This is a genomic window from Yoonia litorea (genome assembly GCF_900114675.1).
Taxonomy (GTDB): domain Bacteria; phylum Pseudomonadota; class Alphaproteobacteria; order Rhodobacterales; family Rhodobacteraceae; genus Yoonia; species Yoonia litorea.
The window spans coordinates 1,632,709-1,655,663 of the sequence record NZ_FOZM01000001.1; the positions used below are offsets into that span (position 1 = coordinate 1,632,709).

At 57.9% G+C, this 22,955-nt stretch carries 19 protein-coding genes; 6 read left to right on the plus strand and 13 right to left on the minus strand.

Translation table 11 applies throughout. The features are described 5' to 3' along the window. Positions 1-164: 164 nt before the first annotated feature. Entirely contained in the window at positions 165-1,343 is a 1,179-nt protein-coding gene (locus BM316_RS08390) for a BaiN/RdsA family NAD(P)/FAD-dependent oxidoreductase (RefSeq protein ID WP_090207765.1), read from the plus strand. Between the two features lie 14 nt (positions 1,344-1,357). Here BM316_RS08390 and murD read toward each other — a convergent pair whose 3' ends face one another. Genes murD through BM316_RS08430 form a run of 8 tightly spaced genes read right to left on the minus strand, consistent with a single transcriptional unit; the run spans position 1,358 to position 10,408 of the window. Further along, on the minus strand, positions 1,358-2,758 hold the full coding sequence (gene murD, locus BM316_RS08395; protein ID WP_090206388.1) for a UDP-N-acetylmuramoyl-L-alanine--D-glutamate ligase: 1,401 nt from the start codon (positions 2,756-2,758) through the stop codon (positions 1,358-1,360). 13 nt (positions 2,759-2,771) lie between these two features. Next, positions 2,772-3,854 (minus strand): phospho-N-acetylmuramoyl-pentapeptide-transferase, encoded by a 1,083-nt coding sequence (gene mraY, locus BM316_RS08400; protein ID WP_090206391.1) that lies wholly within the window; start codon positions 3,852-3,854, stop codon positions 2,772-2,774. A 3-nt stretch (positions 3,855-3,857) separates the two neighbouring features. Further along, positions 3,858-5,297 (minus strand): UDP-N-acetylmuramoyl-tripeptide--D-alanyl-D-alanine ligase, encoded by a 1,440-nt coding sequence (locus BM316_RS08405; RefSeq protein WP_090206394.1) that lies wholly within the window; start codon positions 5,295-5,297, stop codon positions 3,858-3,860. Then, positions 5,294-6,781 carry a UDP-N-acetylmuramoyl-L-alanyl-D-glutamate--2,6-diaminopimelate ligase gene (locus BM316_RS08410; RefSeq protein WP_090206397.1) on the minus strand — a complete coding sequence of 496 codons (1,488 nt, stop codon included), beginning with the start codon at positions 6,779-6,781 and terminating at the stop codon, positions 5,294-5,296. The genes BM316_RS08405 and BM316_RS08410 overlap by 4 nt, the downstream gene beginning before the upstream one ends. A gap of 13 nt (positions 6,782-6,794) precedes the next feature. Further along, complete coding sequence (locus BM316_RS08415) at positions 6,795-8,579, minus strand: peptidoglycan D,D-transpeptidase FtsI family protein (RefSeq protein ID WP_090206400.1); 1,785 nt, start codon at positions 8,577-8,579, stop codon at positions 6,795-6,797. After that, a complete protein-coding gene (ftsL, locus tag BM316_RS08420) occupies positions 8,576-8,932 on the minus strand; it encodes a cell division protein FtsL (RefSeq protein WP_090206403.1) in 357 nt (118 codons plus the stop codon). The genes BM316_RS08415 and ftsL overlap by 4 nt, the downstream gene beginning before the upstream one ends. Further along, entirely contained in the window at positions 8,932-9,906 is a 975-nt protein-coding gene (gene rsmH / locus BM316_RS08425; RefSeq protein WP_090206406.1) for a 16S rRNA (cytosine(1402)-N(4))-methyltransferase RsmH, read from the minus strand. The genes ftsL and rsmH overlap by 1 nt, the downstream gene beginning before the upstream one ends. Positions 9,907-9,913: 7 nt before the next feature. Further along, positions 9,914-10,408, minus strand: a complete 495-nt coding sequence (locus BM316_RS08430; RefSeq protein ID WP_090206408.1) for a division/cell wall cluster transcriptional repressor MraZ — start codon at positions 10,406-10,408, stop codon at positions 9,914-9,916. A gap of 175 nt (positions 10,409-10,583) precedes the next feature. On the opposite strand from BM316_RS08430, the gene BM316_RS08435 reads away from it, so the two are divergent. Next, a complete protein-coding gene (locus BM316_RS08435; protein WP_090206412.1) occupies positions 10,584-10,874 on the plus strand; it encodes a hypothetical protein in 291 nt (96 codons plus the stop codon). A gap of 110 nt (positions 10,875-10,984) precedes the next feature. Here BM316_RS08435 and BM316_RS08440 read toward each other — a convergent pair whose 3' ends face one another. The 3 genes from BM316_RS08440 to BM316_RS08450 all read right to left on the minus strand — a co-directional run bounded on the left by BM316_RS08440 (position 10,985) and on the right by BM316_RS08450 (position 13,531). Next, positions 10,985-11,470: a GNAT family N-acetyltransferase gene (locus BM316_RS08440; protein ID WP_090206414.1), complete on the minus strand. Its 486-nt coding sequence runs from the start codon at positions 11,468-11,470 to the stop codon at positions 10,985-10,987. Further along, positions 11,470-12,543: an Mrp/NBP35 family ATP-binding protein gene (locus BM316_RS08445; RefSeq protein ID WP_090206417.1), complete on the minus strand. Its 1,074-nt coding sequence runs from the start codon at positions 12,541-12,543 to the stop codon at positions 11,470-11,472. The genes BM316_RS08440 and BM316_RS08445 overlap by 1 nt, the downstream gene beginning before the upstream one ends. Positions 12,544-13,078: 535 nt before the next feature. After that, positions 13,079-13,531, minus strand: a complete 453-nt coding sequence (locus tag BM316_RS08450; RefSeq protein WP_090206420.1) for an Lrp/AsnC family transcriptional regulator — start codon at positions 13,529-13,531, stop codon at positions 13,079-13,081. A gap of 72 nt (positions 13,532-13,603) precedes the next feature. Here BM316_RS08450 and BM316_RS08455 point away from each other — a divergent pair, with 72 nt between their 5' ends. Together BM316_RS08455 and BM316_RS08460 are read left to right on the plus strand one after the other, a co-directional pair. After that, on the plus strand, positions 13,604-14,203 hold the full coding sequence (locus BM316_RS08455) for a LysE family translocator (protein WP_090206423.1): 600 nt from the start codon (positions 13,604-13,606) through the stop codon (positions 14,201-14,203). 39 nt (positions 14,204-14,242) lie between these two features. Continuing rightward, positions 14,243-14,836, plus strand: coding sequence for a sugar O-acetyltransferase (locus BM316_RS08460; RefSeq protein ID WP_090206426.1), 594 nt, complete (start codon positions 14,243-14,245; stop codon positions 14,834-14,836). A 3-nt stretch (positions 14,837-14,839) separates the two neighbouring features. On the opposite strand, the gene BM316_RS08465 is transcribed toward BM316_RS08460, so the two are convergent. Then, complete coding sequence (locus tag BM316_RS08465; RefSeq protein ID WP_090206429.1) at positions 14,840-17,233, minus strand: ATP-dependent helicase; 2,394 nt, start codon at positions 17,231-17,233, stop codon at positions 14,840-14,842. Between the two features lie 139 nt (positions 17,234-17,372). On the opposite strand from BM316_RS08465, the gene BM316_RS08470 reads away from it, so the two are divergent. Next, positions 17,373-18,506 (plus strand): alpha-hydroxy acid oxidase, encoded by a 1,134-nt coding sequence (locus tag BM316_RS08470; protein WP_090206432.1) that lies wholly within the window; start codon positions 17,373-17,375, stop codon positions 18,504-18,506. Here the strand turns inward: BM316_RS08470 and BM316_RS08475 are convergent. Beyond that, entirely contained in the window at positions 18,503-19,252 is a 750-nt protein-coding gene (locus tag BM316_RS08475; protein ID WP_090207768.1) for an SDR family oxidoreductase, read from the minus strand. The genes BM316_RS08470 and BM316_RS08475 overlap by 4 nt on opposite strands. 140 nt (positions 19,253-19,392) lie before the next feature. On the opposite strand from BM316_RS08475, the gene BM316_RS08480 reads away from it, so the two are divergent. Then, positions 19,393-22,836: a pyruvate carboxylase gene (locus BM316_RS08480; protein ID WP_090207771.1), complete on the plus strand. Its 3,444-nt coding sequence runs from the start codon at positions 19,393-19,395 to the stop codon at positions 22,834-22,836. The last annotated feature ends 119 nt before the right edge of the window (positions 22,837-22,955 follow it).

Consider the following 22,955-nt stretch of genomic DNA (forward strand, 5'->3'; position numbering starts at 1 on the left):
CTCTAACGCCCGTTTTCCGGGTCTGAATCCACCATAGACCGCCTTGGGCTTCGATTCTACACAAAATGCTGGAAGCCCGACGCTTCTTCCGACGCCGCCCTGCCCTGACAGATTCCACTGTTTGAACGTTTGAATTTCCGCATCGCCTCCGGCATATGCCGCGCATGAACGTCGAAACCTTGATCATAGGCGCCGGGGCCGCTGGCATGATGTGTGCAGCACATGCGGGTAATGATGTACTTGTCATTGATCACGCCAAAGCCGCAGGCGAGAAGATCCGCATATCGGGCGGCGGTCGATGCAATTTCACAAATCTCTACGCCAGTCCGCAGAATTTTATCAGCCAGAACCCGCACTTTGCGAAATCGGCCCTCAAACGGTACACGCAGTGGGATTTTATCGCGCTCGTTGATCAATACGGGATCAAATGGCACGAAAAAACGCTTGGACAGTTGTTCTGTGACACCACCGCCAAAGACATCATCGCTATGCTACGGGCCGAGATGGAAAAGTCCGGCGCGAAGCTTTGGCTGCAGACCGACGTGAAAGTCATCAGCCGCAATGCCGAAGGCTTCCGCGTCATCGTCGAAAAAAGCGGTCGCAGCACCACGATCCAAGCGCAAAAGCTTGTCGTGGCCTGCGGCGGAAAATCTATTCCAAAGATGGGCGCCACAGGGCTTGCCTACCAGATCGCGTCTCAGTTCGACATTCCGGTCGTCGCTCCCCGCCCCGGCCTTGTTCCGCTGACCTTTTCGGACGAGAAATTCAAACCGCTAGCCGGTGTTGCCGCGCCATCGCGGGTGACGACGGCCCGCACCAGTTTTGACGAGGCTATCCTGTTTACCCATCGTGGGCTTTCGGGGCCTGCGGTCTTGCAGGCCTCCTCTTACTGGGAAGAAGGCGAGGCAATCACCCTCAACCTTGATCCGTCCGGGACCTTGCTGCAAAAGTTGCAGCAAGACCGCAGCACACAAGGACGCAAGGCGCTGACCTCGGTGCTGGCACAACATCTGCCCACACGATTGGTCGAGTTTCTCAGCGCCGATCTGAACCTTTCCGGCAATATAGCTGACCAGAGCGACAGGCGCCTCGGCGAAATATCGGCGGCACTTTCAGCATGGGAGGTGAAACCGGCTGGATCAGAGGGTTATCGCACCGCTGAAGTGACCTTGGGCGGCATCGACACCGATGCGCTCTCTTCCCAAACGATGATGTCCAAATCCGTTCCCAACCTCTACTTCATCGGGGAATGCGTGGATGTCACTGGATGGCTTGGTGGCTATAACTTCCAATGGGCGTGGTCATCAGGATGGGCAGCCGGCAAGGCTATCGCTGCCGGCTAGGTTCCCTCTTTTGTTTACGCCAAAGCGGCTTTTACGCAGGCAATAAAGTCCTCGCCCCGCTTTTCGAAACTATCGTACTGGTCAAAAGATGCAGCCGCAGGTGCAAGGAGCACCGTCTCACCTGACTGCGCATCAGCTTTTGCCTGCGCAACCGCAGCGGCCATTGTGCCGCAAACTTCCGCATCTGCACCAGTCAACTGTCTGGCAAAATCCTCCGCCTCGCGACCGATGACGTAGGCTTTCACGACGTGGTCAAGATATGGCAGCAGTCCATCCAGCCCGCCGTCTTTTTGCAATCCGCCGCAGATCCAACGGATCTTGGAGAAGGCCTGAAGAGCCTTGGCCGCGCTATCAACATTCGTGGCCTTGCTGTCATTGATGAAAGCAACACCGTTCTGCTCCGCAATCAGCTGACTGCGGTGAGGCAAGCCGCCATAGCTGTGCATGGCAGCCTCAATCCCCTTTGGGCCAAGACCCAAGGTACGACAGGCCGCATAAGCGGCGCAGGCGTTCTGGTGGTTATGCGCGCCCGGCAATCCCTTGATTTTCCTCAGATCAATGGACCCAACCTGCCGGCCTTTGCGATGCTCTGCCAGAAAGCCCTTGCGAGCAAAGACAGTCCAACCATCGCCGGTCAGTTTTTGCCCCGAAGAGATGCGCAACACACGGTCGTCTCCGCGTCCCTGACTGAGTTGATTGGCGAGATAGCGCCCTTCAGCCTCATCAACCCCAATCACGGCGCGGTCAGGCCCGCCTTCGGCAAAGAGCCGACGCTTGGCCGCAAAATACCCGCCGAACCCGCCATGACGGTCAAGGTGATCTGGCGTGAGGTTGGTCCAGACGGCAATGTCTGGCGTCAGGCTTCGGGCAAGGTCAGTCTGATAGGACGAGAGTTCCAGCACGATCACCTCGCCGTCATGGGCTGGTTCAAGATCGAGAACACCACGTCCGATGTTCCCTGCCAACTGTGAAGGCCGACCATTTTCCACAAGTATGTGATGGATCAATGCCGATGTCGTCGATTTGCCGTTTGACCCTGTAATCGCGATCACCTTGGGTGTCGTATCAAAATTATCCCAATCCGGTGTTGCGAAAGATCGGAAAAATAGTCCGATATCGTTGTCGACGGGGACATCGGCATCCCACGCGGCGGCAATGATGGGGTTTGGTTTGGGATAAAGGTGCGGAATTCCAGGGCTGACGATCAACGCGGCGACATCATCAAACGCGCCCGCTTTCGTCAGGTCTCTGATGTCAAAACCTGCGTCATAAGCGGCCTCGCGCGCACTGGCCCCATCATCCCAAACGACTGGAATAGCACCGCCTGCTTTCAGCGCCGCCGCTGTAGCGCGACCTGACCGCCCAAGGCCCAAGACCGCCACGACCTGCCCCTCATAGCCTTGGACCGGAATCATCTGGTTTTGCCCCCTAACGAACCTTCAGCGTCGCGAGCCCAATCATGGCGAGGATCAGAGAGATAATCCAGAAACGGATGACAATCTGCGGCTCGGCCCATCCCTTTTTCTCATAATGGTGATGGATCGGGGCCATCAGGAAGACCCGCTTCCCTGTCCGCTTGTAGTACAGCACCTGAATAATCACCGAGAGCGCCTCAACCACGAAGAGCCCGCCGACAATTGCCAGAACGATCTCGTGTTTTGTGGCCACAGCGATTGCGCCCAGCGCTCCGCCCAAAGCCAGAGACCCCGTATCGCCCATGAAGACCGCTGCAGGGGGTGCGTTATACCAAAGAAAGCCCAAACCTCCACCGATTAAACCCATCGTGAAGATCAGGAGCTCACCTGTATGAGGCACATAGTGGACATCAAGATATTGGGTAAAGTCGGTGCGACCGACCGCATAGGCAATCACCCCGAATGCACCGGCAGCAATCATCACTGGCATGATCGCAAGCCCATCAAGCCCATCTGTCAGGTTCACCGCATTCGCGGCACCGACAATCACAATGATTGCAAATGGGATAAAAAGAATTCCCAGATTGATCAGCGTGTCTTTGAAAACCGGCAAGGCAAGCTGATGTGTCAGGTCATCAGGGTGATAGGCCGCAGCCCAGTAGCCGGCGATCCCAGCAATCAATATCCCCAACAAAATCCTGACTTTACCTGAGACACCACCAGTCGACTGTTTGGAGACTTTTGCATAATCATCAGCAAAGCCGATGGCTGCAAACGATAAGGTCACGAACAGCACCATCCACACGAACGGATTATCGAGCCGTGCCCAAAGCAGCGTGCTGAAAGTCAGTGCGCCAACGATCAATAGACCGCCCATTGTCGGGGTCCCGGCTTTGACGAAGTGACCTTCCGGTCCGTCATCGCGGATAGGTTGGCCTTTGCCTTGTGTGCGGCGCAGAACGTTGATCAGAGGTTTCCCAAAGATGAATCCGAATAGCAGCGCTGTCATGAAGGCTCCGCCCGCGCGAAACGTGATGTAGCGGAAGAGGTTGAAAAAGTCTCCGCCATCGGAAAGTGCGGTCAACCAGTAAAGCATGGGTTATCCTTCGTCTTGATCCGAGAGGCGATGCCCCAGTTTACGGATGGCGTCAACGACCAGACTGACTTTGGACCCTTTAGACCCTTTGACCAGCACAACATCGCCTGCATCGACCAGATGTGTCACTTTCGGGACGAGTTCGGCTGCCGTCGCAGCCCACTGGCCACGTTGCCGGTCCGGCAACGCCTCCCACAAATGACGCATCAGCGGACCTGCACAGTGAATAAGCTCCAGTTGCTGAAGATGCGGATTCTGCGCCATCTCGCTGTGCATCTGGATCTCTTGAGGCCCCAGTTCCAGCATATCGCCCAAAATCGCGACGCGCCGTCCCTTGACGATGCGTCCGACATTGTGTGTCGGTGTTGAGGCCGCAAGCACTTCCAAGGATGCAGCAAGTGAAGTCGGGTTCGCGTTGAAAGCATCGTTCAGGAGTTCGAGGCTCTCGCCTTCGTTGGCGCCATCGGTGACGATGACCTCTCGCGTGCCGCGGCCCGCTGGTGGGACCCAGGCCGCGAGATCAAGTGAGGCAGCGACAGGATCAGCACCCAATGCCTCGACCACGGCGAGAACGCCAACGGCATTCACCGCAAAATGCCTGCCAGGAACTGACAGCTTGAACAGGTAGTCCTCTTCACCATGTCTGGCTTTGATCACGGTGATATCGCCTTTGATCTGGACATTTCCGACCATCCAGTCGAGCTCGTTTTCACCAAACAGAACCTTGCGCGCCCCGACGTGATCTGCATGCGCTTGCAGTATGTGGGTGGTATCTACATCCCCGTTCAGCACCGCTACGCCCTCTGGCTCCATACCATCCATGATGCAGGCTTTTTCATGAGCAATGCCCGACAGATCGTCAAAAGACGCCAGATGCGCTGCAGCAACTGTTGTCACCATAGCGACGTGAGGCCGGGCCATGCGCGATAGCGGTGTAATCTCACCCGGATTGCTCATACCAATTTCGATCACCGCAAATTCGGTATCCGCTGGCATCCGCGCAAGCGTCAGGGGCACCCCCCAGTGGTTATTATAAGAAGCCTCTGCGGCATGACACTTTCCTTGCCGCCCCAAAACGGTGCGCAGCATCTCTTTTGTCGACGTTTTGCCGACTGAACCTGTGATTGCTGCGATGCGCGCCGCCGAGCGTGCGCGGGCTGCGCGACCAAGCGCCTCAAGTCCCTTAAGGACATCGTCCACGAGCAAAAGCGGGGCGCTATCTGGCACACCTTCAGGTTTGCGGGACACAAGCGCAGCAGCGGCACCAAGTTCCAGTGCTTGCGCAACAAAGTCGTGGCCATCACGAACGTCTTTGAGCGCCACAAAAAGATCACCCGGCTGAAGTGTGCGCGTGTCGATTGAAACACCTGTGGCTGTCCAATCGCCAGTGGTTTGCCCGCCGGTGGCGGCCATTGCCTCTGCGGAGGTCCATAATTCGCTCATATCCGGCCCTCCAATGCAGCGACAGCCACGCTGGCTTGTTCAACATCATCGAAAGGGAGCACCGTATCACCAACGGTTTGACCGGTCTCGTGCCCTTTTCCTGCAATCAGCAACGCATCACCTGCGGTCAACATATCGACCCCTCTCAGGATCGCTTCAGCCCGGTCGCCAACTTCACTGATCACTGCCGGATCGCCAATGTCCAACGCCCCATCCATTACAGCGCGGCGGATCGTGGCAGGATCTTCAGACCGCGGATTGTCGTCTGTGATAATTACGACATCAGCATTCTCGGCCGCCGCTTTGCCCATCAACGGGCGTTTGGACGTGTCGCGATCCCCACCGGCTCCGACAATAACGATGATCCGCCCCATCACGTGAGGCCGCATGGCTTTCAGCGCGGTCTCAATGGCGTCAGGCGTATGCGCGTAATCGACGAATACCGCAGCACCGCTTTCGCGTGTTGCAGCAAGTTCCATCCGCCCACGTACTGTTTTCAGATGCGGTAAAGTATCAAAAACCGCGTCGGCGTCAGCGCCAGCAGCAATCACCAGACCGGCTGCCAAAAGGACATTCTCGGCCTGAAAACCACCGATCAGATTCAGGCGCGTTTGACGTGATTTGCCGTCCCACTGGAACAGAAAGTCCTGGCCTGTCGCATCAAAGCGTTGCCCTGTTAATTTCAACCGCGCATCGGCATGGCGTCCTACGCCCATGACCGATTGTCCGCGCTCATTAGAGATTTGCGCAACTTGGGGCCCTTTAGGATCATCAAGATTAATGACCGCCGTCCCGTCCTGAGGCAAAACACGGCGGAAAAGACCCATCTTGGCATCAAAATAAGCCTCAAAGGTCTTGTGATAATCAAGGTGATCTTGCGTGAAATTCGAAAATCCCGCTGCCTTCAGGATCACGCCATCAAGGCGGCGCTGATCAAGACCATGCGACGACGCTTCCATCGCAACATGTGTGACACCGTTTTGCGCAGCCTCGGCCATCACGCGATGGAGGGTAATCGGTTCAGGTGTCGTATGCGCGAGAGGATGTGTCCAGACACCTTCAACGCCCGTTGTTCCAAGGTTGACGCCTGCAATCCCCAGTTCTTCCCAGATCTGACGGCAAAAGCTGGAGATCGAGGTTTTGCCATTGGTTCCGGTCACTGCCACAACGGTCGCAGGATGCGCCCCGAACCACAGCGAGGCTGTCTGGGCCAGCGCCTCTCTGGGGTCTTCCGTGACAATCAATGCGGCATCGCTTTCAGCGAGCTCACTTTTTGCAAGCTCCGCACCAGTGGCGTCGGTCAGAATCGCGCCTGCTTTCATACGCAAGGCATATTGGATGAATTCGCCACCATGGACGCGTGCACCTGGCAGCGCAGCAAAGAGAAAGCCCGGTTTCACATCACGGCTATCGACGGCCAATCCGGTGATCTGCGCCTCGCGCCCGCCTTGCGCCCTCAGCCCCAGTTCTGCCAGCGACTTCATCGTCCACCTCGTATTAGTTTGAGGTGAGAGTTACACCGACCTGTTGAGCGCTGTCCACCTGTGGTCTGAGACCCAGCAAGGGCGCGACGCGGCGGATCATCTCGGCCGCAACGGGCACCGCCGTCCATCCCGCCGTACGGCGCGGCTCTGTCCCGGATGTTTCGGTGGGCTCATCAAGGGTGACGATCAAAACGTAACGCGGGTTGTGAGCCGGGAAAACCGACGCAAAGGTCGCAATGACTTTGTCATCGTAGTAGCCGCCACCGGCGGCGCGCGGCTTGTCGGCGGTGCCGGTTTTGCCACCCACCGCATAGCCTGGAACCTCGGCGAATGATGCTGTCCCGCGGGTCACCACCTGACGCAGCATATCGCGCGAACGCGCGCTGACCGCCGCGCTGATCACGCGCGGCCCCTGCTGGGGTTCACTTTGACGCAATAACGTCGGGCGCACCTGCGTGCCGCCATTCAAAAGCGATGCATAGCCCGCCGCCAGATGCAGCGGCGAGGACGACAAACCATGACCGTAAGAGATCGTCATGGTGGAGATTTCCGACCAATTCCGCGGTGCAAGCGGACGCCCTGTTGGCGCCTCAATCATCTCGATCTGGGTCGGCTCAAGAAAACCGAGGTTACGCAAAAAGTCCTGCTGACGCTCCGCACCGATCTGCATGGCGATCCGCGCGGTACCAATGTTCGAGGATTCAACAATAACGTCGGTCGCACTCAGGCGCGGCCCATAGTCATGGAAATCCCTGATACGGAAGCGACCCCACGTCAGCGGCCCTTGCGTGTCGATCATGGTGTCGGGATTGACAAGACCCAGTTCCATTGCCTGCGCAACAGTGAAGATCTTGAACACGGAACCTAGCTCATAGACACCTTGAACAGCACGATTGAACAGCGGGCTGTCTGACTGGTCGCCGCTTGTCAGAACGCGAGGTCTGTTGTTGGGATCAAAGTCCGGCAGAGAGGCCATTGCGACAATCTCGCCTGTGTGAATATCCATCAATACCGATGAGGCGCCTTTGGCGTTCATGATCGACATGCCGCCTGCCAGGACCTGCTCGGTGACGGCTTGCACCGTCAGATCAAGCGACAACTGTAGCGGCGCACCTTCATTTGCCGGATCACGCAGGAAGCCATCGAATTGCCGTTCAACACCAGCCACACCGATCACTTCCGCAGAGGAGACGCCCTCGCGACCGTAGCTTGCGCCGCCAAGGATGTGCGCGGCAATCGGGCCATTGGGATAAAGCCGCATTTCGCGTGGCCCGAACAAAAGACCAGGCGAGCCAATATCATGGACCTCTTGCATCTGCTCAGGGCTGATCTGGCGACGGATCCAGAGAAAGCGTCGATCCCCTGTGAAATCTTCATGCAGTTCTGCGGCATCGAGTTCTGGAAAGATCGCAGCCAATTCACGGGCTGCCCGCGCAGGATCAATCATGTCCTGAGGATGGGCGTAGAGCGAATGCGTCTGGAGATTGGTCGCAAGGATACGACCATTTCTATCAATGATGTCAGAACGTTGCCCGATGATGGGATTGCCCGCCACAACCGCGCGGGGTTCCTCCGGCACGGAAGATGCCAGCGCACCCATCCGCATTCCGATCACGCCGAAGGCGACGAAAAACGCAAGCCCCAGCACCAACAAACGCCCCTCAGCGCGTTGACGCTGTTTGTCAGCCATGGCGGCATGCCGTCGCGCCTTATTGGCAGCTTCGATTGCGGCAGGGTTTTCCCCCTTCTCTCTGGCGCGCAGGACTGCTGCGAGCGGGCGGAGTGGTGTCCGGATCATAGTCCACTCTCCGATCCTGCATTGTCAGAAGACAGCTCGATTGCATTCGTAATCGGCAAAAGCGGTTGCTGGGGGAAAGCAACCTGATCAACACTTCCAAACGCCTCCGGCATCAACGGCAAGAGGCCGAGCCGGTCAAAGTTCAAATCGGCGAGATCCGCCAAACGGTCAGGCCGGTTGAGATACGCCCACTCTGCGTTCAAGACGCGCAGCCGTTCATGAGCAGCACCGATTTCTTGGTGCAGATCACGCACGTCAGCAATTGCCGACTGTGTTTTGTAGTTTTCCTGATAGGCCCAGAAGGCCAAGCCCATGACCGCCAAAGCCGAGAGCACGTAAAACAAACCACGCATTACTTCCGCCCCTTTTTCATCGGCATGCCCAGGTCCTTTGGGTCAATCGGTTCGGCAGGCGCATCTGTGCGCACAGCGACACGCAGTTTTGCCGAGCGCGACCGCGGGTTTTCGGCCAGTTCCTGTTCGTCAGGTCCGATCGCCTTGCGCTGACTGACCTTCCACGCCGGAGTGATCTCTTCCAGCGCCGGGGCATACCGGTTGGCATTGGCCGCATTGCCTGATCGGGCCTGAAAGAACCTTTTGACCATCCGGTCCTCGACCGAATGGAATGTCACAACGGCAAGCTGGCCACCGGGTTTCAGCGCCCGCTCGGCCGCCATTAGCCCTTCTGCGAGCTCACCATATTCATTGTTGACCGCGATGCGGAGCGCCTGGAAGGTGCGCGTGGCCGGATGTGATTGTCCAGGTTTTGCACGCGGGAGGCACCCTTCCACCACTTTCGCCAGCGCGAGCGTAGTGTCGAGAGGTCGCGCGGCCACGATCGCTTTAGCGATCCGCCGCGACGCGCGTTCTTCGCCGTAAAGATAGATGATATCAGCAATTTCTGCCTCCTCAGCTTCGTTACAGATGTCAGCGGCGGACCGCCCTTCCTGTGACATGCGCATGTCCAATGGCCCGTCCCGCATGAATGAAAAACCGCGCTCAGCAAGATCCAACTGCATGGAACTGACGCCCAGATCCAAGACCACGCCATCGAGGTCGCTGGCGTAGTCGTCGAGCTTTGAAAAAACGCCCTGCACCAGTTTGATCCTGTCGCCGTATGTCGGAACCCAATGCGATGCCATTTCGAAGGCCAGCGGATCACGGTCCACACCGATCACCGTGTCGGCGCCAGCCTCAAGCAGCGCGCGCGTATATCCGCCATTGCCAAAAGTGCCATCAAGCCAGACCCCGGAAACAGGCGAGACCGCTGCGATGAGCGGCCTGATCAGGACAGGAATGTGTGGGGTTTCGTCTGCGGCAGCTGACATCGGACCCTCACGTACCTAGCAAACTCAGCGGATCGAAATCATCGGGCTGTTCGGCCAACCAGTCAGCCATCGACTGACCAACGGTTTCCTCATATGTCTCTGCTTTCCAGATTTCGAAGTGGTCACCGACGCCACTGAAGTAGAGCTCTCCATCAGTCAGGCCCAGCTTCTGGCGCTGACGGATCGGCATTACTGTGCGGCCGTCTTTGTCGACTTCGAGTCTGATGGATTGACCAAGGATCAAACGTGACAGGCGCATCTTGCCAGGATCACCTTTCGGCATCGCATTGATCTGGTCGGCAATCTCGGCAAACCCGTCCATCGTATAGACGTGCAACGTTTCTTTCAGGTGATCGCCGTAAAGCAAATAAAGTCTGGGGTTCAGGCCTTGCGTCCACTCGGGATCGCCAGCTTCGAGAACACGACGAAAATCAGCAGGGATCGACATGCGCCCCTTGCTGTCCACCTTTTGGGTGTGTTCGCCTGTAAAACTCAGAACCACTGTCCCTCGGCCCTTGCCCCCTGAATTCCTCTGGATGTGAAAACGGCGGATTGCGCTGCTGCCACTGCACAATCCGCCGCCTTCGTCCCTTTGCGGGAAGTCCGACTGCGCGTGCCACCTGGGGGGATGTCTGCTCGCTCACGCGCCGGATCTGTTGGGTAATGGCGAAGCCTGTATGAAACCTGCAACTTTCGCCGGTTGGGGTTCTTATTTTGCCCCTTTGGAAATCAAATTCGTCATTACCGTGACACTGTTGTGCCAGCAGTTTCCTCACCGATCAACACTTTTTTGGGAATTCATGGAACTTACTGGAAATGACTGGAGTGCCAGCACTAAGGTTGCGATCAACCACAACAAATTCATGCGCAATATAGAGTGTTACGCTACCAAAAATCATCAATATATGGGAAATTCTAAGCGTTCCACCGCGTCCCAGCGCAACCCTGACACCAAAGAAAAAATTTGATCTCGTGGAGACAAATCTCACAAATCAAACGTGAATATACCATGTGGGACAGGAAATCGTCTCGCCATGCTCCGTCGATTCCAGACTTTCCCGAAACGAGTCGCGATGTGTCAGATCAGTGACTTGTGCATGATGTGCGCAGCCACATAGCCGAGCGACGGATGATCAAAAGCCTCAGGGATCGTGCCGATGATCTGGAATCCGAGCCGGGTCCACAGTCGGATTGCACCCTCGTTACTTTCGAGCACAAAATTGAATTGCATCGCGCGATATCCGATTTCTCGTGCGATCTCCTGACTATGTTCGCACATCGCGCGGGCAACGCCCTGCCCGCGCGCCGAAGGATCAACGATGTAACCGCAGTTACAGACATGCGCCCCGCCGCCCGACTGGTTTGGGCAAAGATAATACGTTCCAAGGACACGCTCTTGGTGCTCTGCCACGAAAGTGGCGTCTGGCCGATCAACCCAATAAGCGAGCGCGTCCTGCCTACTGATCGCCGGATCCACGGCATATGTATCGCCGCGTCGGAACACATCACGCAACAACGGCCAAATAACGTCAGAATCATACGCCCCGGCCGGTCGGATCAGCATTACGCCATGCCGCCATCAATCAGACGCTGCGCAAGCTGTCCATATGCTCGCGCCATTGGCCCGTCACCAGCCGCAATCGGTGTGCCCGCATCGCCCGCAAGCCGAGTTTCCAGGTCAATCGGCAGCGCACCGAGCAGTGGAACACCCAGCCTCTCAGCCTCGGTTGCGACGCCACCATGGCCGAAAATATGATGTTCACTGCCACAAGTCGGACATTGAAAGCTCGACATATTTTCGATCATGCCAAGGATTGGCGTGCGGACAGAGTTGAACATGTCAATCGCCTTACGCGCATCAAGAAGCGCCACATCCTGCGGTGTGCTGACAACGATTGCACCTGTGACCTCCGCTTTCTGGCACAAGGTCAACTGCACATCACCGGTACCAGGCGGCAGATCAACGATAAGCACATCCAGCTTGCCCCATTGGACCTGCCCCAGCATCTGTTGCAGCGCCCCCATCAGCATCGGGCCGCGCCAGACGACCGCTTTGCCTTCTTCCATCATCAGCCCGAGCGACATCATCGTGACGCCATGCGCATGAAGCGGGATAATCGTCTTGCCGTCGGGGGAGCCGGGACGCTTGTTCACCCCCATCATGCGTGGCTGTGAAGGTCCGTAGATATCAGCGTCAAGCAATCCCACCTTGCGCCCTGCCTTCGCCAAAGCTACGGCCAGGTTCGAGGATACTGTGGATTTACCAACACCCCCCTTGCCGGACCCGATTGCCAGTATCCGATCCACACCGGACACTTTTGCAGGGCCGGATTGTGGTGTCGGGTGGCGACCAACCTTGAGCGCTGGCGGATCTTTCGGTTTCGCTGGCGCACCGTGGGCCGTAAGCACCACAGAAGCTGTTTCCACCCCTGGCAGGCGGCGCACGATATCTTCAGCCGCGCGGCGGACAGCATCCATCCGCGACGCTGCTTCCGGGGTTTCCGCTTCGATCACGAATCTGATCGCGCCGTTTTCTACGGAAAGCGCACGGATCATGTCTTTCGATACGAGATTCTCCCCGCCAGGGAGTGTCAATCGGGAGAGTGCGGCAAGCACATCGTCGCGTGTGGCTGTCATTCGGCGCCCCTTGGGTCAACTGTTTTATCGGGTTCATGCCACATCTGGCATGATGATCCACCGACGCAAGTGCCTAGCGTGCAACTTGCGTAAAAAACAAGCAAACACATGACACTAGGTCAACGCCTCTTATGCATTTGCTGCATAGCAGCATTGACAAACGCGTTATTGTGCAAGTGCAGCATTATCCTACATAACTGTCACAAGAGCGGAAAACACCGCACCTACCAATTCGAGACTGCCACCTCCTCCCCCTGAGGCAGTCTTGAGAATGAACCTACGGCTCTCCTCCTCCCTGACGCCGTGGGTCAGTTCAAAACGGTGGCGACACTCACCTCCTCCCAGAGTGTCGCCACCGACATGGAATTCGGGACCGCCTCCCTCCTCCCTGGCGCGTTTCGAGAAGACCGCAAGGTTATCGCACCTCCTCCCGCGATGCTTTGTGAAGAAGTGTGCTACTGCCTCCTCCCTTAAGGTGGCGCGCTTATAAATAAGAAACGGTCATGCCCACCTCCTCCCGGGCATGGCCGTTTTTTTATGCGCGGGTATCCTTAGGGCTTCCCATCACCATATAGCTTGTGATCGATCGCACATGCGGCACGGTGCCGAGTGTGTCGGTATGAAAGGCCTTGTAGGCTGGCAGATCGGCGACTTCGACGCGCAGCATATATTCAAATGCACCAGCGACATTGTGGCATTCCGTGACTTCTGCCGCACGTTGCATTGCTTGCTCAAAGCCCGATTGAGCTGCTTTCGTATGCTCAGACAGCCCGACCGCGACATAGACAACATAGGACCGACCAGTGCGCACAGGATCCAGCTTTGCGCGATAGCCCCTGATCGTGCCGTTCCGCTCTAGTTCCTGAACGCGGCGCAGACAGGCGGACGGCGACAGGCCGACAGCTTCGGCCAATTGCAGGTTGGTCATCCGCCCATCGCGTTGCAATTCACGCAATATTTTTTCGTTTATTTGATCAATACCAGCCATTAATTGATCAATTACACCAAAATGGCACAACTTGGCAATTTCATTGCGCAATATGCCAATTAATGTTGCGCCATGACATATGAAATTCTCATTGCCTTAATTGGCTTCGCGTTCGCCAGTTCGGTCACACCGGGCCCCAACAACCTGATGCTGATGGCATCGGGCGCCAATTATGGTTTGCGCCGGACCGTGCCGCATATGCTGGGTATCTCAATAGGCCATGCCTTTATGGTGGCAATGGTGGGCATCGTGCTCTTGCAAGTTTTCGAGGCTTATCCGGTGTTGAACACCCTGCTCAAAATCCTCAGCGCGGCCTATATGTTGTGGCTTGCGTGGAAAATCGCCAACGCTGTGCCACCGGAGGCAAAAGAGGTGACGGGGAAGCCATTCACATTTCTGCAGGCCGCTGCCTTCCAGTGGGTCAACCCAAAGGCCTGGTTCATGGCGATTACGGCAATCAGCGCTTATGCACCACAAGACAGGGGCATCGTCATCGGATCATTGATGGTCGCGGTGATCTTTGCAGCCGTCAACTTGCCGTCCGTTACTGTCTGGGCCTGGATGGGGGTGCAAGTACGGCGCTGGCTTGGCACAGCACAGAGGCTGCGCGTGTTCAACGTCTCCATGGCCGTGTTGCTGGTCGTTTCGCTTTATCCGATGTTGATCAGTTAGGTCCTTGCTCCATCAACCAATCCCGCACAGATTAGCTGCATGAAAACGCCATTTGAAAAGATGATCGCGGGTGAGCTTTACAACGGAGCTGATCCAACGCTTCTGGAGATGCAGGCGAAAGCACAGGCACGTCTGGACGCCCTGAACGCGGTTTCACCTGATGATAGGCCCGCGCAACTCGCAGCGATGCGAGCACTTTTCGGGACTGTGGATGGACCGTGCATCATCAAGCCGCCATTCACTGTTGAGTTCGGTTGCAACATTCATTTGGGGGCATGGGTCTTTGTCAACAACGGCGCAACCTTCTTGGACAGCGCCCCGATTACAATCGGAGAACGCGCCGCAATCGGGCCAAACGTCCAGCTTGTTACGGCAACCCATCCCGTCCGGCCCGCAGATCGTTTCACCGACACTAATCCTGAGGGGATGCCTCCTTTCATCGTGCACAATATCGCCAAGCCAATCACGATTGGCGCATATGCTTGGATTGGTGCAGGGGCGATCATCATGCCCGGCGTGACGATTGGCGCGGGGGCTGTCGTTGGCGCCGGGTCGGTCGTGACCAGAGATGTGCCAGACCGCATGATCGCTGCAGGCAATCCGGCAAAGATCATCCGTTCTGTGGACGACTAGCGGCTAGAACGGCACATCATCCGCCTGATCGGCACTGACGACAAATTTGGCGACAACATGCTTGGCACCCGCCTTGTCAAATTCGATGACCAGCTTGTCACCTTCGATCCCCATGATCTCGCCATAGCCGAATTTCCGATGGAACACGCGCTCCCCTTCGGTAAAGGCGCTGGTGGCATCCAGATCAATCGTCATGTTCCGCGCCTCTGACGGGGCGGTCATGCCGCGCTGTTGGCTGCGGGATTGCAGGCGCTTCCAGCCAGGCGAGTTGTAGACATCGGCGCGGCTGGCCTCTTCATGCAGGGTCGATCGCGCCATCCCCTGCATCATGGGAGAGGCGCTCGCCGACATGCCTGCTGCACCATATCCCCCCCCGTAAAGACCGGGCGGCGTCAGCACCTCCACATGATCCTCTGGCAGTTCGTCGATAAAGCGCGACGGCATCTGGCTTTGCCACTGACCATAGACACGGCGGTTGGCGGCAAAAGAAATCGTGCACACCTCTTCGGCCCGCGTGATACCGACGTAGGCGAGCCTGCGTTCCTCTTCGAGGCCCTTGAGCCCGCTTTCATCCATCGACCGTTGCGAGGGGAACAAGCCGTCCTCCCATCCCGGCAGGAATACGGCGGGAAACTCCAGACCCTTGGCGGCGTGCAGCGTCATGATACTGACCTTCTCGCCGCCATCGTCTGTCTCATTGTCCATGATCAGACTGACGTGTTCGAGGAACCCCTGCAGGTTCTCGAAATTCTCCAGCGCCTTGACCAGTTCCTTCAGGTTCTCCAGCCGCCCCGGCGCCTCAGGCGTTTTGTCGTTCTGCCAGAAGGTCGTGTAGCCGCTCTCATCAAGGATCATCTCGGCGAGTTCGACATGGGTGTCGGCCTCATCGCGGACCTGCGCGTTCCAACGGTCGATCGAGGCAACCAGAACGCCCAGTTCCATCAAACCCTTGCCACCAAGCAGCTTGCCCTGCACAACCAACCGCGCACCTTCAACCAATGACACGCCGTTGCTGCGGGCCGTGCGCTGAATCGTTTGCACTGCCTTGTCACCCAGCCCACGCTTGGGGGTATTCACGATCCGCTCGAATGCCAGATCATCCTCTGGCGAGACCGCGAGGCGGAAGTAGGCCATCGCGTCCCTGATCTCCATGCGTTCGTAAAAGCGAGGGCCGCCGATGACACGGTAAGGCAGGCCGATGGTCAGAAAACGGTCCTCAAAGGCGCGCATCTGGTGAGATGCGCGGACAAGGATCGCCATATCATCAAGGCCGATGGGCGCCATGCCACGGGTGCCGCGCTGCGCCGCTTCGATCTCTTCCCCGATCCAGCGGGCCTCTTCCTCGCCATCCCAATGGCCGATCAGGCGAACCTTCTCGCCATCCTCGCCGGAGGTGAAGAGCGTCTTGCCCAGCCGCCCCTTATTGGCGGAAATCACACCGGACGCAGCGGCAAGGATATGGCCCGTCGAGCGGTAGTTCTCCTCCAGCCGCACCACATGCGCGCCCGGAAAATCTTTTTCAAAGCGCAGGATGTTTCCCACCTCTGCCCCGCGCCAGCCATAGATCGACTGGTCATCATCGCCCACACAACAGATGTTCTTGTGCGACTGGGCGAGCAGGCGCAGCCACATATACTGGGCGACATTGGTGTCCTGATACTCGTCCACCAGAATGTAGCGGAACCAGCGCTGGTATTGCTCTAGCACATCCGGATGCTTCTGAAAGATCGTGACCATATGGAGCAGGATGTCGCCGAAATCCACTGCATTGAGGTCCAGCAGGCGACGCTGGTAGGCGGCATAAAGATCGATACCCTTGTGATCGAACGCGCTGCTTTCCGCGACAGGCACCTTCTCTGGCGTCCAAGCCTTGTTCTTCCAACCGTCGATAATGCCTGAGAGCATCCGCGCGGGCCAGCGTTTGTGGTCGATGCCCGCCGCCTCGATCAATTGCTTCATCAGGCGGATCTGGTCGTCGGTATCCAGAATGGTGAAATTCGATTTGAGACCAACCAGTTCAGCATGACGACGCAACTGCTTGACACAGACAGCATGAAAGGTACCCAGCCAAGGCATCCCCTCAACAGCCTCACCCAACATGCCCCCGATACGCGATTTCATCTCGCGCGCGGCTTTGTTGGTAAATGTCACGGCCAAAATCTCATGCGGGCGCGCGGTGCCCGTGATCAGAAGATGCGCAATCCGTGTGGTCAAAGCTTTGGTTTTGCCGGTCCCCGCGCCCGCCAGCATCAGAACGGGACCCTGCAAGGTCTCCACCGCCTCGCGCTGCGCGGGGTTCAGACCATCAAGATAGGGCGCCGCCGGCCGCCCCATCGCCCGCTGGCTCAGCGGCACCGCCGCCGCCTCAAACGCATCATCTTCGGAAAAACTGCTCATTTCTTTCACATAGCCCCATTCGCCACATGTGAAAAGGCTTGTTCTCTTTCCGTTCCAGCCATTATTGGCCCACAAATATCCCCGCCGGAGGCCTTCCGGACGTTGCAAACCGCGCGGATTTCGCCATAGCTTTCCGCCCATGACACTGCATGCCCGCTACCCCGCCATCTCCGATCTCAAAGCGCGCGCACGCCGCCGGATCCCGCATTTCGTCTGGGAATACCTCGACAGCGCCACTGGGGTTGAGGCCACCCAGCGCCGCAACCGGACCGAGCTGGACAAGGTGCTGCTGAACCCCTCGATCCTGCATGGCGAGTTCGACCCCGATCTGTCAACCACACTGCTGGGGCACAAACACCCCCTGCCCGTCGGCATCGCCCCTGTCGGCATGTCCGGCCTGATCTGGCCGGGGGCCGAGCAGATGCTGGCGCGCACCGCCGCGAAGGAAGGTATCCCCTACACTCTCTCGACGGTCGCCGCGCAATTGCCGGAAGATGTCGGCCCGCATGCCGGTGACCACGCGTGGTTCCAGCTTTATCCACCGCGCGACCCCGCGATCCGTGACGACATTCTGACACGGGCCAAAGACTCCGGCTTTACGACCATTGTGCTCACCGTCGACGTTCCTGTCGCCTCGCGTCGCGAGCGGCAGACCCGTGGCGGGCTGACCCAACCGCCCCGCCTGACGCCGCGTCTGGCAGTGCAGGCGGCCCAGTGCCCCGCATGGCTCATGGGCATCCGCAAGACGGGCATGCCGCGCCTGCGCCTGATGGAAAGCTATTCTGAGGTGAAAACCACCCTGCCCTCGAACCAGCATGTGGGCTACCTTCTGCGGACGTCACCCGACTGGGATTATTTCAAATCTCTGCGCGATGTCTGGGACGGGCCCTTGATCGTCAAGGGCGTCAGCAACGCGAAAGATGCGACACGCCTGCAGACCGAAGGGGCTGATGCCATCTGGGTCAGCAACCACGCCGGCCGTCAGTTCGACGGTGGTCCCGCCAGCATTGAGGTACTGCCACAAGTGCGTGCAGCCACTTCGCTGCCTGTCATCTTCGACAGCGGGATCGAGGGCGGTCTGGATGTGTTGCGCGCGATCGCCCTTGGTGCCGACTTCGTCATGCTCGGCCGCGCCTTCCACTATGGGCTAGCTGCCTTGGGCGAGGAAGGCGCGGCACATGTCCTTGATATCCTGCGGCAGGACATGTTCAGCAACATGGGACAGATCGGCGCCAGAAAACTCTCCGACCTGCCCGGCTGCCTGCGGCACTAGCGCAACGTCATCCCGCCATCGACCATATACTCTGAGCCGGTGACGAACGCGGCCTCGTCCGACAAAAGAAAACATGTCACTGCCGCAACTTCTTCCGCTTTGCCCATCCGGCCCAATGGCACGTTGCTGGATATCTGTTCACGCAACTCATCGGCATCACCATCATCCGACCCGAAGGCGTCAAAGAAATTCGTCTCAATCGGACCGGGCGCGACAGAGTTGACGCGAATGTTCCGATCAGCGAGCGCCCGCGCCCAACTGCGGGCCATTGCGGCGCAGGATGCCTTGGTCGCGGCATAAATCGCGCCCTTGGGACCACCCAGATAAGGAGCCACGGATGCTGTCAAAAGCACTGCACCACCGTCCTTGATCAACGGTTTGAGCGCGGCCATCTGCAAAGCCGCGCCGCGAACATTAACGTTCATCATGGCATCAAAACCTTCGGCATCGACATCCTCAACCGCCATATTCTGTCCGAACCCGGCATTGAGATATGCACCGTCAATCTCGCCCATCTGATCCTTGATCTTGTTAGCTAACTGTTTTGCAGTGTCAGGATCTGAGGCGTCGTTGCGCAAAACAAGACTTCCCGATGGCAAACGCCGCCCCGCGTCGTCCAGGTGATCTTGCGTGACGCCGGTCACTGCAACCTCGCCGCCCTCTGCGACGATACGCTCTGCCGTCGCAAGGCCGATTCCACTCGTGCCGCCTGTGATCAGAATCCGCTTTCCGACAAATCGTTTCATCATTGTCTCCTGTCTTCGTTCAGAGCCCAACGGCGCAGCGGGCGGCTCCGTTCCACCCAAAAATGCCTGTGACGATCCGAGACAGTTTACGTGGCGTTTCAAACCGCATAGGAATGCTGCAACTGCAAAAAGAGGCCGCCATGACCGACTTCAAAAAAATCCTGATTGCCAACCGCGGCGAAATCGCCATCCGCATCATGCGGGCTGCCAACGAAATGGGAAAAAAGACCGTGGCAGTCTTTGCCGAGGAAGACAAACTCGGTCTGCACCGTTTCAAGGCGGACGAAGCCTACCGCATCGGTGAAGGTATGGGGCCGGTTGCAGCGTACCTCTCGATTGACGAGATCATCCGCGTGGCCAAGATGTCAGGAGCCGATGCGGTCCACCCCGGCTATGGCCTTCTGTCCGAGAATCCCGATTTCGTGGATGCCTGTGCCGCCAACGGGATCACCTTTATCGGCCCCAAGGCTGAAACCATGCGTGCCCTTGGTGACAAGGCCAGTGCCCGCCGTGTGGCGATTGAGGCCGGCGTTCCTGTTATCCCAGCGACCGAAGTGCTGGGCGATGACATGGCCGCAATCAAAAAAGAAGCGGCTGAAATCGGCTACCCGCTCATGCTCAAAGCCTCATGGGGCGGTGGCGGACGCGGTATGCGTCCGATCATGTCCGAAGATGAACTTGAGGAAAAAGTCCTCGAAGGCCGCAGGGAGGCTGAGGCCGCTTTTGGTAATGGTGAGGGCTATCTGGAAAAGATGATCATGCGCGCCCGTCACGTCGAAGTGCAGATCCTCGGCGATCGTCACGGGCAAATCTATCATCTTTGGGAACGCGATTGTTCGGTCCAGCGCCGCAACCAAAAGGTCGTCGAGCGCGCACCTGCCCCCTATCTGAGTGGCACGCAGCGAGAACAACTCTGTAACCTCGGCAAGAAAATCTGCGCCCATGTGAATTATGAATGCGCGGGCACGGTCGAATTCCTGATGGATATGGATTCGGGCGAATTCTATTTCATCGAAGTAAACCCGCGCGTTCAGGTGGAACACACCGTCACCGAAGAAGTCACCGGCATCGACATCGTGCGCGCCCAGATCATGATTGCCGAAGGCAAATCGCTGGTTGAGGCGACGGGCTGTGCATCTCAGTATGACGTCAAACTGGACGGCCACGCCCTGCAATGCCGCGTGACCACCGAAGACCCGCAGAACAACTTCATCCCGGACTATGGCCGCATCCAGATGTACCGCTCGGCCACAGGCCCGGGTATTCGTCTCGATGGTGGCACGGCTTATTCAGGCGCGGTCATCACGCGCTACTACGACTCGCTGCTTACAAAGGTGACGGCCCGCGCGCCTACACCCGAAATGGCCATCGCCCGCATGGACCGCGCCTTGCGTGAGTTCCGCATCCGCGGTGTGTCGACCAATATCGCCTTTGTGGAAAACCTGCTGAAGCATCCGACCTTCCTGAACAACGAGTATCACACCAAGTTCATTGACGAGACGCCGGACCTTTTCAAATTCTCCAAGCGCCGCGACCGTGCAACGAAAATCCTGACCTATATCGCGGATATTACCGTCAACGGGCACCCCGAAACCGCTGGACGTCCGCGCCCTGCGGCGGACGTCAAGCCTCCCAAACCACCGGTGAAGCCGACAACAGACGTCACCCCCGGCACCCGCAACATTCTGGACGACTTCGGACCAGAGGCCGTTGCCGACTGGATGAAGGACCAGAAACAGCTTCTGATCACCGACACCACGATGCGCGACGGGCATCAGTCGCTTCTTGCAACACGGATGCGCTCCATCGACATGATCGGCGCGGCACCGGCTTATGCGACCAAAATGAATGGCCTCTTCAGCGTCGAATGCTGGGGCGGGGCGACATTCGATGTGGCATATCGTTTCTTGCAGGAATGCCCTTGGCAGCGCCTGCGCGATATTCGCGCGGTCATGCCGAACATCATGACCCAGATGCTGCTGCGTGCGTCAAACGGCGTGGGTTACACCAACTATCCTGACAACGTGGTGCAAGCCTTCGTGGCACAGGCCGCGAAATCCGGCGTTGATGTGTTCCGCGTGTTCGACAGCCTCAACTGGGTTGAGAATATGCGCGTCGCGATGGATGCCGTCATTGCGGCCAACAAGGTCTGCGAAGGTACGATCTGCTACACCGGCGATCTGATGGACCCTGCGCGGTCCAAGTATGATCTGAAATACTATGTCGGCATGGCCAAGGAGCTTGAGGCCGCAGGTGCACATGTCCTGGGCCTGAAAGACATGGCGGGTCTTTTGAAACCCGCTGCGGCGACAGCATTGGTCACCGCCCTTAAAGAAGAGGTGTCGCTCCCGATCCACTTCCACACGCATGACACCTCTGGTGCGTCCATCGCCACGATACTCGCGGCGTCTGCCGCCGGTGTCGACTGTGTGGATGGCGCAATGGACGCATTGTCAGGCAACACATCGCAGCCAACACTTGGCTCGATTGTGGAGGCGCTGAAAGGCACAGAGCGTGACACAGGGCTGGATGTGGCCGCGATCCGTGAGATCAGCAATTACTTCGAACAGGTCCGCGCGCATTACGCTGCATTTGAATCTGGCCTTCAGGCCCCTGCCTCGGAGGTCTATCTGCACGAAATGCCAGGTGGGCAGTTCACCAATCTCAAAGCACAGGCGCGTAGTCTGGGGCTGGAGGAGCGCTGGCACGAGGTCGCACAGACCTATGCCGATGTGAACCAGATGTTTGGTGACATCGTGAAGGTCACGCCATCCTCCAAAGTTGTGGGTGACATGGCATTGATGATGGTCTCACAGGGTCTGACCCGCGCGCAGGTCGAGGACCCTGCCGTCGATGTGGTCTTCCCCGACAGCGTGGTCGAAATGATGCATGGCGATCTGGGCCAACCACCTGGTGGCTGGCCGAAAGCGATCCAGAAGAAGGTTCTGAAGGGCGACAAGCCGATTACCGACCGGCCTGGCAAGCACCTTAAACCGGTCGATCTGGAAGCCGTGCGCGCCGATCTTTCGTCCCAGCTTGAAGGCAAAGCGGTCGATGACGAAGACCTCAACGGCTACCTGATGTATCCCAAGGTCTTCCTCGACTATATGGGTCGCCATCGGACTTACGGGCCTGTGCGGACGCTGCCAACCCGCACGTTCTTTTACGGAATGGAACCGGGCGAGGAGATTTCTGCCGAAATCGATCCCGGCAAAATCCTTGAAATCCGACTGCAAGCTGTGGCCGACATGAACGAAGACGGCGAGGTGAAAGTGTTCTTCGAACTCAACGGTCAACCGCGGACAATCCGGGTGCTGAACCGTCTTGCTGCCGCTGACAAGATCAGCCGGCCGAAAGCCGAACAGGGCAATCCGAACCATATCGGCGCGCCGATGCCAGGTGTTGTCGCAACAGTCGCCGCGCAGGCTGGCAAAGAGGTGAAGGCTGGCGATCTGCTGCTGACGATTGAAGCCATGAAAATGGAAACCGGCATCCATGCCGAGCGTGACGCGGTGGTCAAAGCTGTGCACGTGCAGGCCGGTGGTCAGATCGATGCCAAGGATTTGCTGGTCGAGCTGGAATAAATACCCGCTTCGTCGAAACGCCTTCTATTGCGGCTGCCCCAACGGTGGCCGCGATTTTCGTTTTGACTGTTGGGTGCATCACGGGATTGCGGCTATCAATGACCTAGTAGCACCACCCT

Excerpts from the sequence above, each read along its gene's own strand:
- BM316_RS08390 (WP_090207765.1), top strand. The coding sequence starts at position 165 with ATGAACGTCGAAACCTTGATCATAGGCGCCGGGGCCGCTGGCATGATG.
- murD (WP_090206388.1), bottom strand. The coding sequence starts at position 2,758 with ATGATTCCGGTCCAAGGCTATGAGGGGCAGGTCGTGGCGGTCTTGGGC.
- mraY (WP_090206391.1), bottom strand. The coding sequence starts at position 3,854 with ATGCTTTACTGGTTGACCGCACTTTCCGATGGCGGAGACTTTTTCAAC.
- BM316_RS08405 (WP_090206394.1), bottom strand. The coding sequence starts at position 5,297 with ATGAGCGAATTATGGACCTCCGCAGAGGCAATGGCCGCCACCGGCGGG.
- BM316_RS08410 (WP_090206397.1), bottom strand. The coding sequence starts at position 6,781 with ATGAAGTCGCTGGCAGAACTGGGGCTGAGGGCGCAAGGCGGGCGCGAG.
- BM316_RS08415 (WP_090206400.1), bottom strand. The coding sequence starts at position 8,579 with ATGATCCGGACACCACTCCGCCCGCTCGCAGCAGTCCTGCGCGCCAGA.
- ftsL (WP_090206403.1), bottom strand. The coding sequence starts at position 8,932 with ATGCGTGGTTTGTTTTACGTGCTCTCGGCTTTGGCGGTCATGGGCTTG.
- rsmH (WP_090206406.1), bottom strand. The coding sequence starts at position 9,906 with ATGTCAGCTGCCGCAGACGAAACCCCACACATTCCTGTCCTGATCAGG.
- BM316_RS08435 (WP_090206412.1), top strand. The coding sequence starts at position 10,584 with ATGAAACCTGCAACTTTCGCCGGTTGGGGTTCTTATTTTGCCCCTTTG.
- BM316_RS08440 (WP_090206414.1), bottom strand. The coding sequence starts at position 11,470 with ATGCTGATCCGACCGGCCGGGGCGTATGATTCTGACGTTATTTGGCCG.
- BM316_RS08445 (WP_090206417.1), bottom strand. The coding sequence starts at position 12,543 with ATGACAGCCACACGCGACGATGTGCTTGCCGCACTCTCCCGATTGACA.
- BM316_RS08450 (WP_090206420.1), bottom strand. The coding sequence starts at position 13,531 with ATGGCTGGTATTGATCAAATAAACGAAAAAATATTGCGTGAATTGCAA.
- BM316_RS08455 (WP_090206423.1), top strand. The coding sequence starts at position 13,604 with ATGACATATGAAATTCTCATTGCCTTAATTGGCTTCGCGTTCGCCAGT.
- BM316_RS08460 (WP_090206426.1), top strand. The coding sequence starts at position 14,243 with ATGAAAACGCCATTTGAAAAGATGATCGCGGGTGAGCTTTACAACGGA.
- BM316_RS08465 (WP_090206429.1), bottom strand. The coding sequence starts at position 17,233 with ATGAGCAGTTTTTCCGAAGATGATGCGTTTGAGGCGGCGGCGGTGCCG.
- BM316_RS08470 (WP_090206432.1), top strand. The coding sequence starts at position 17,373 with ATGACACTGCATGCCCGCTACCCCGCCATCTCCGATCTCAAAGCGCGC.
- BM316_RS08475 (WP_090207768.1), bottom strand. The coding sequence starts at position 19,252 with ATGAAACGATTTGTCGGAAAGCGGATTCTGATCACAGGCGGCACGAGT.
- BM316_RS08480 (WP_090207771.1), top strand. The coding sequence starts at position 19,393 with ATGACCGACTTCAAAAAAATCCTGATTGCCAACCGCGGCGAAATCGCC.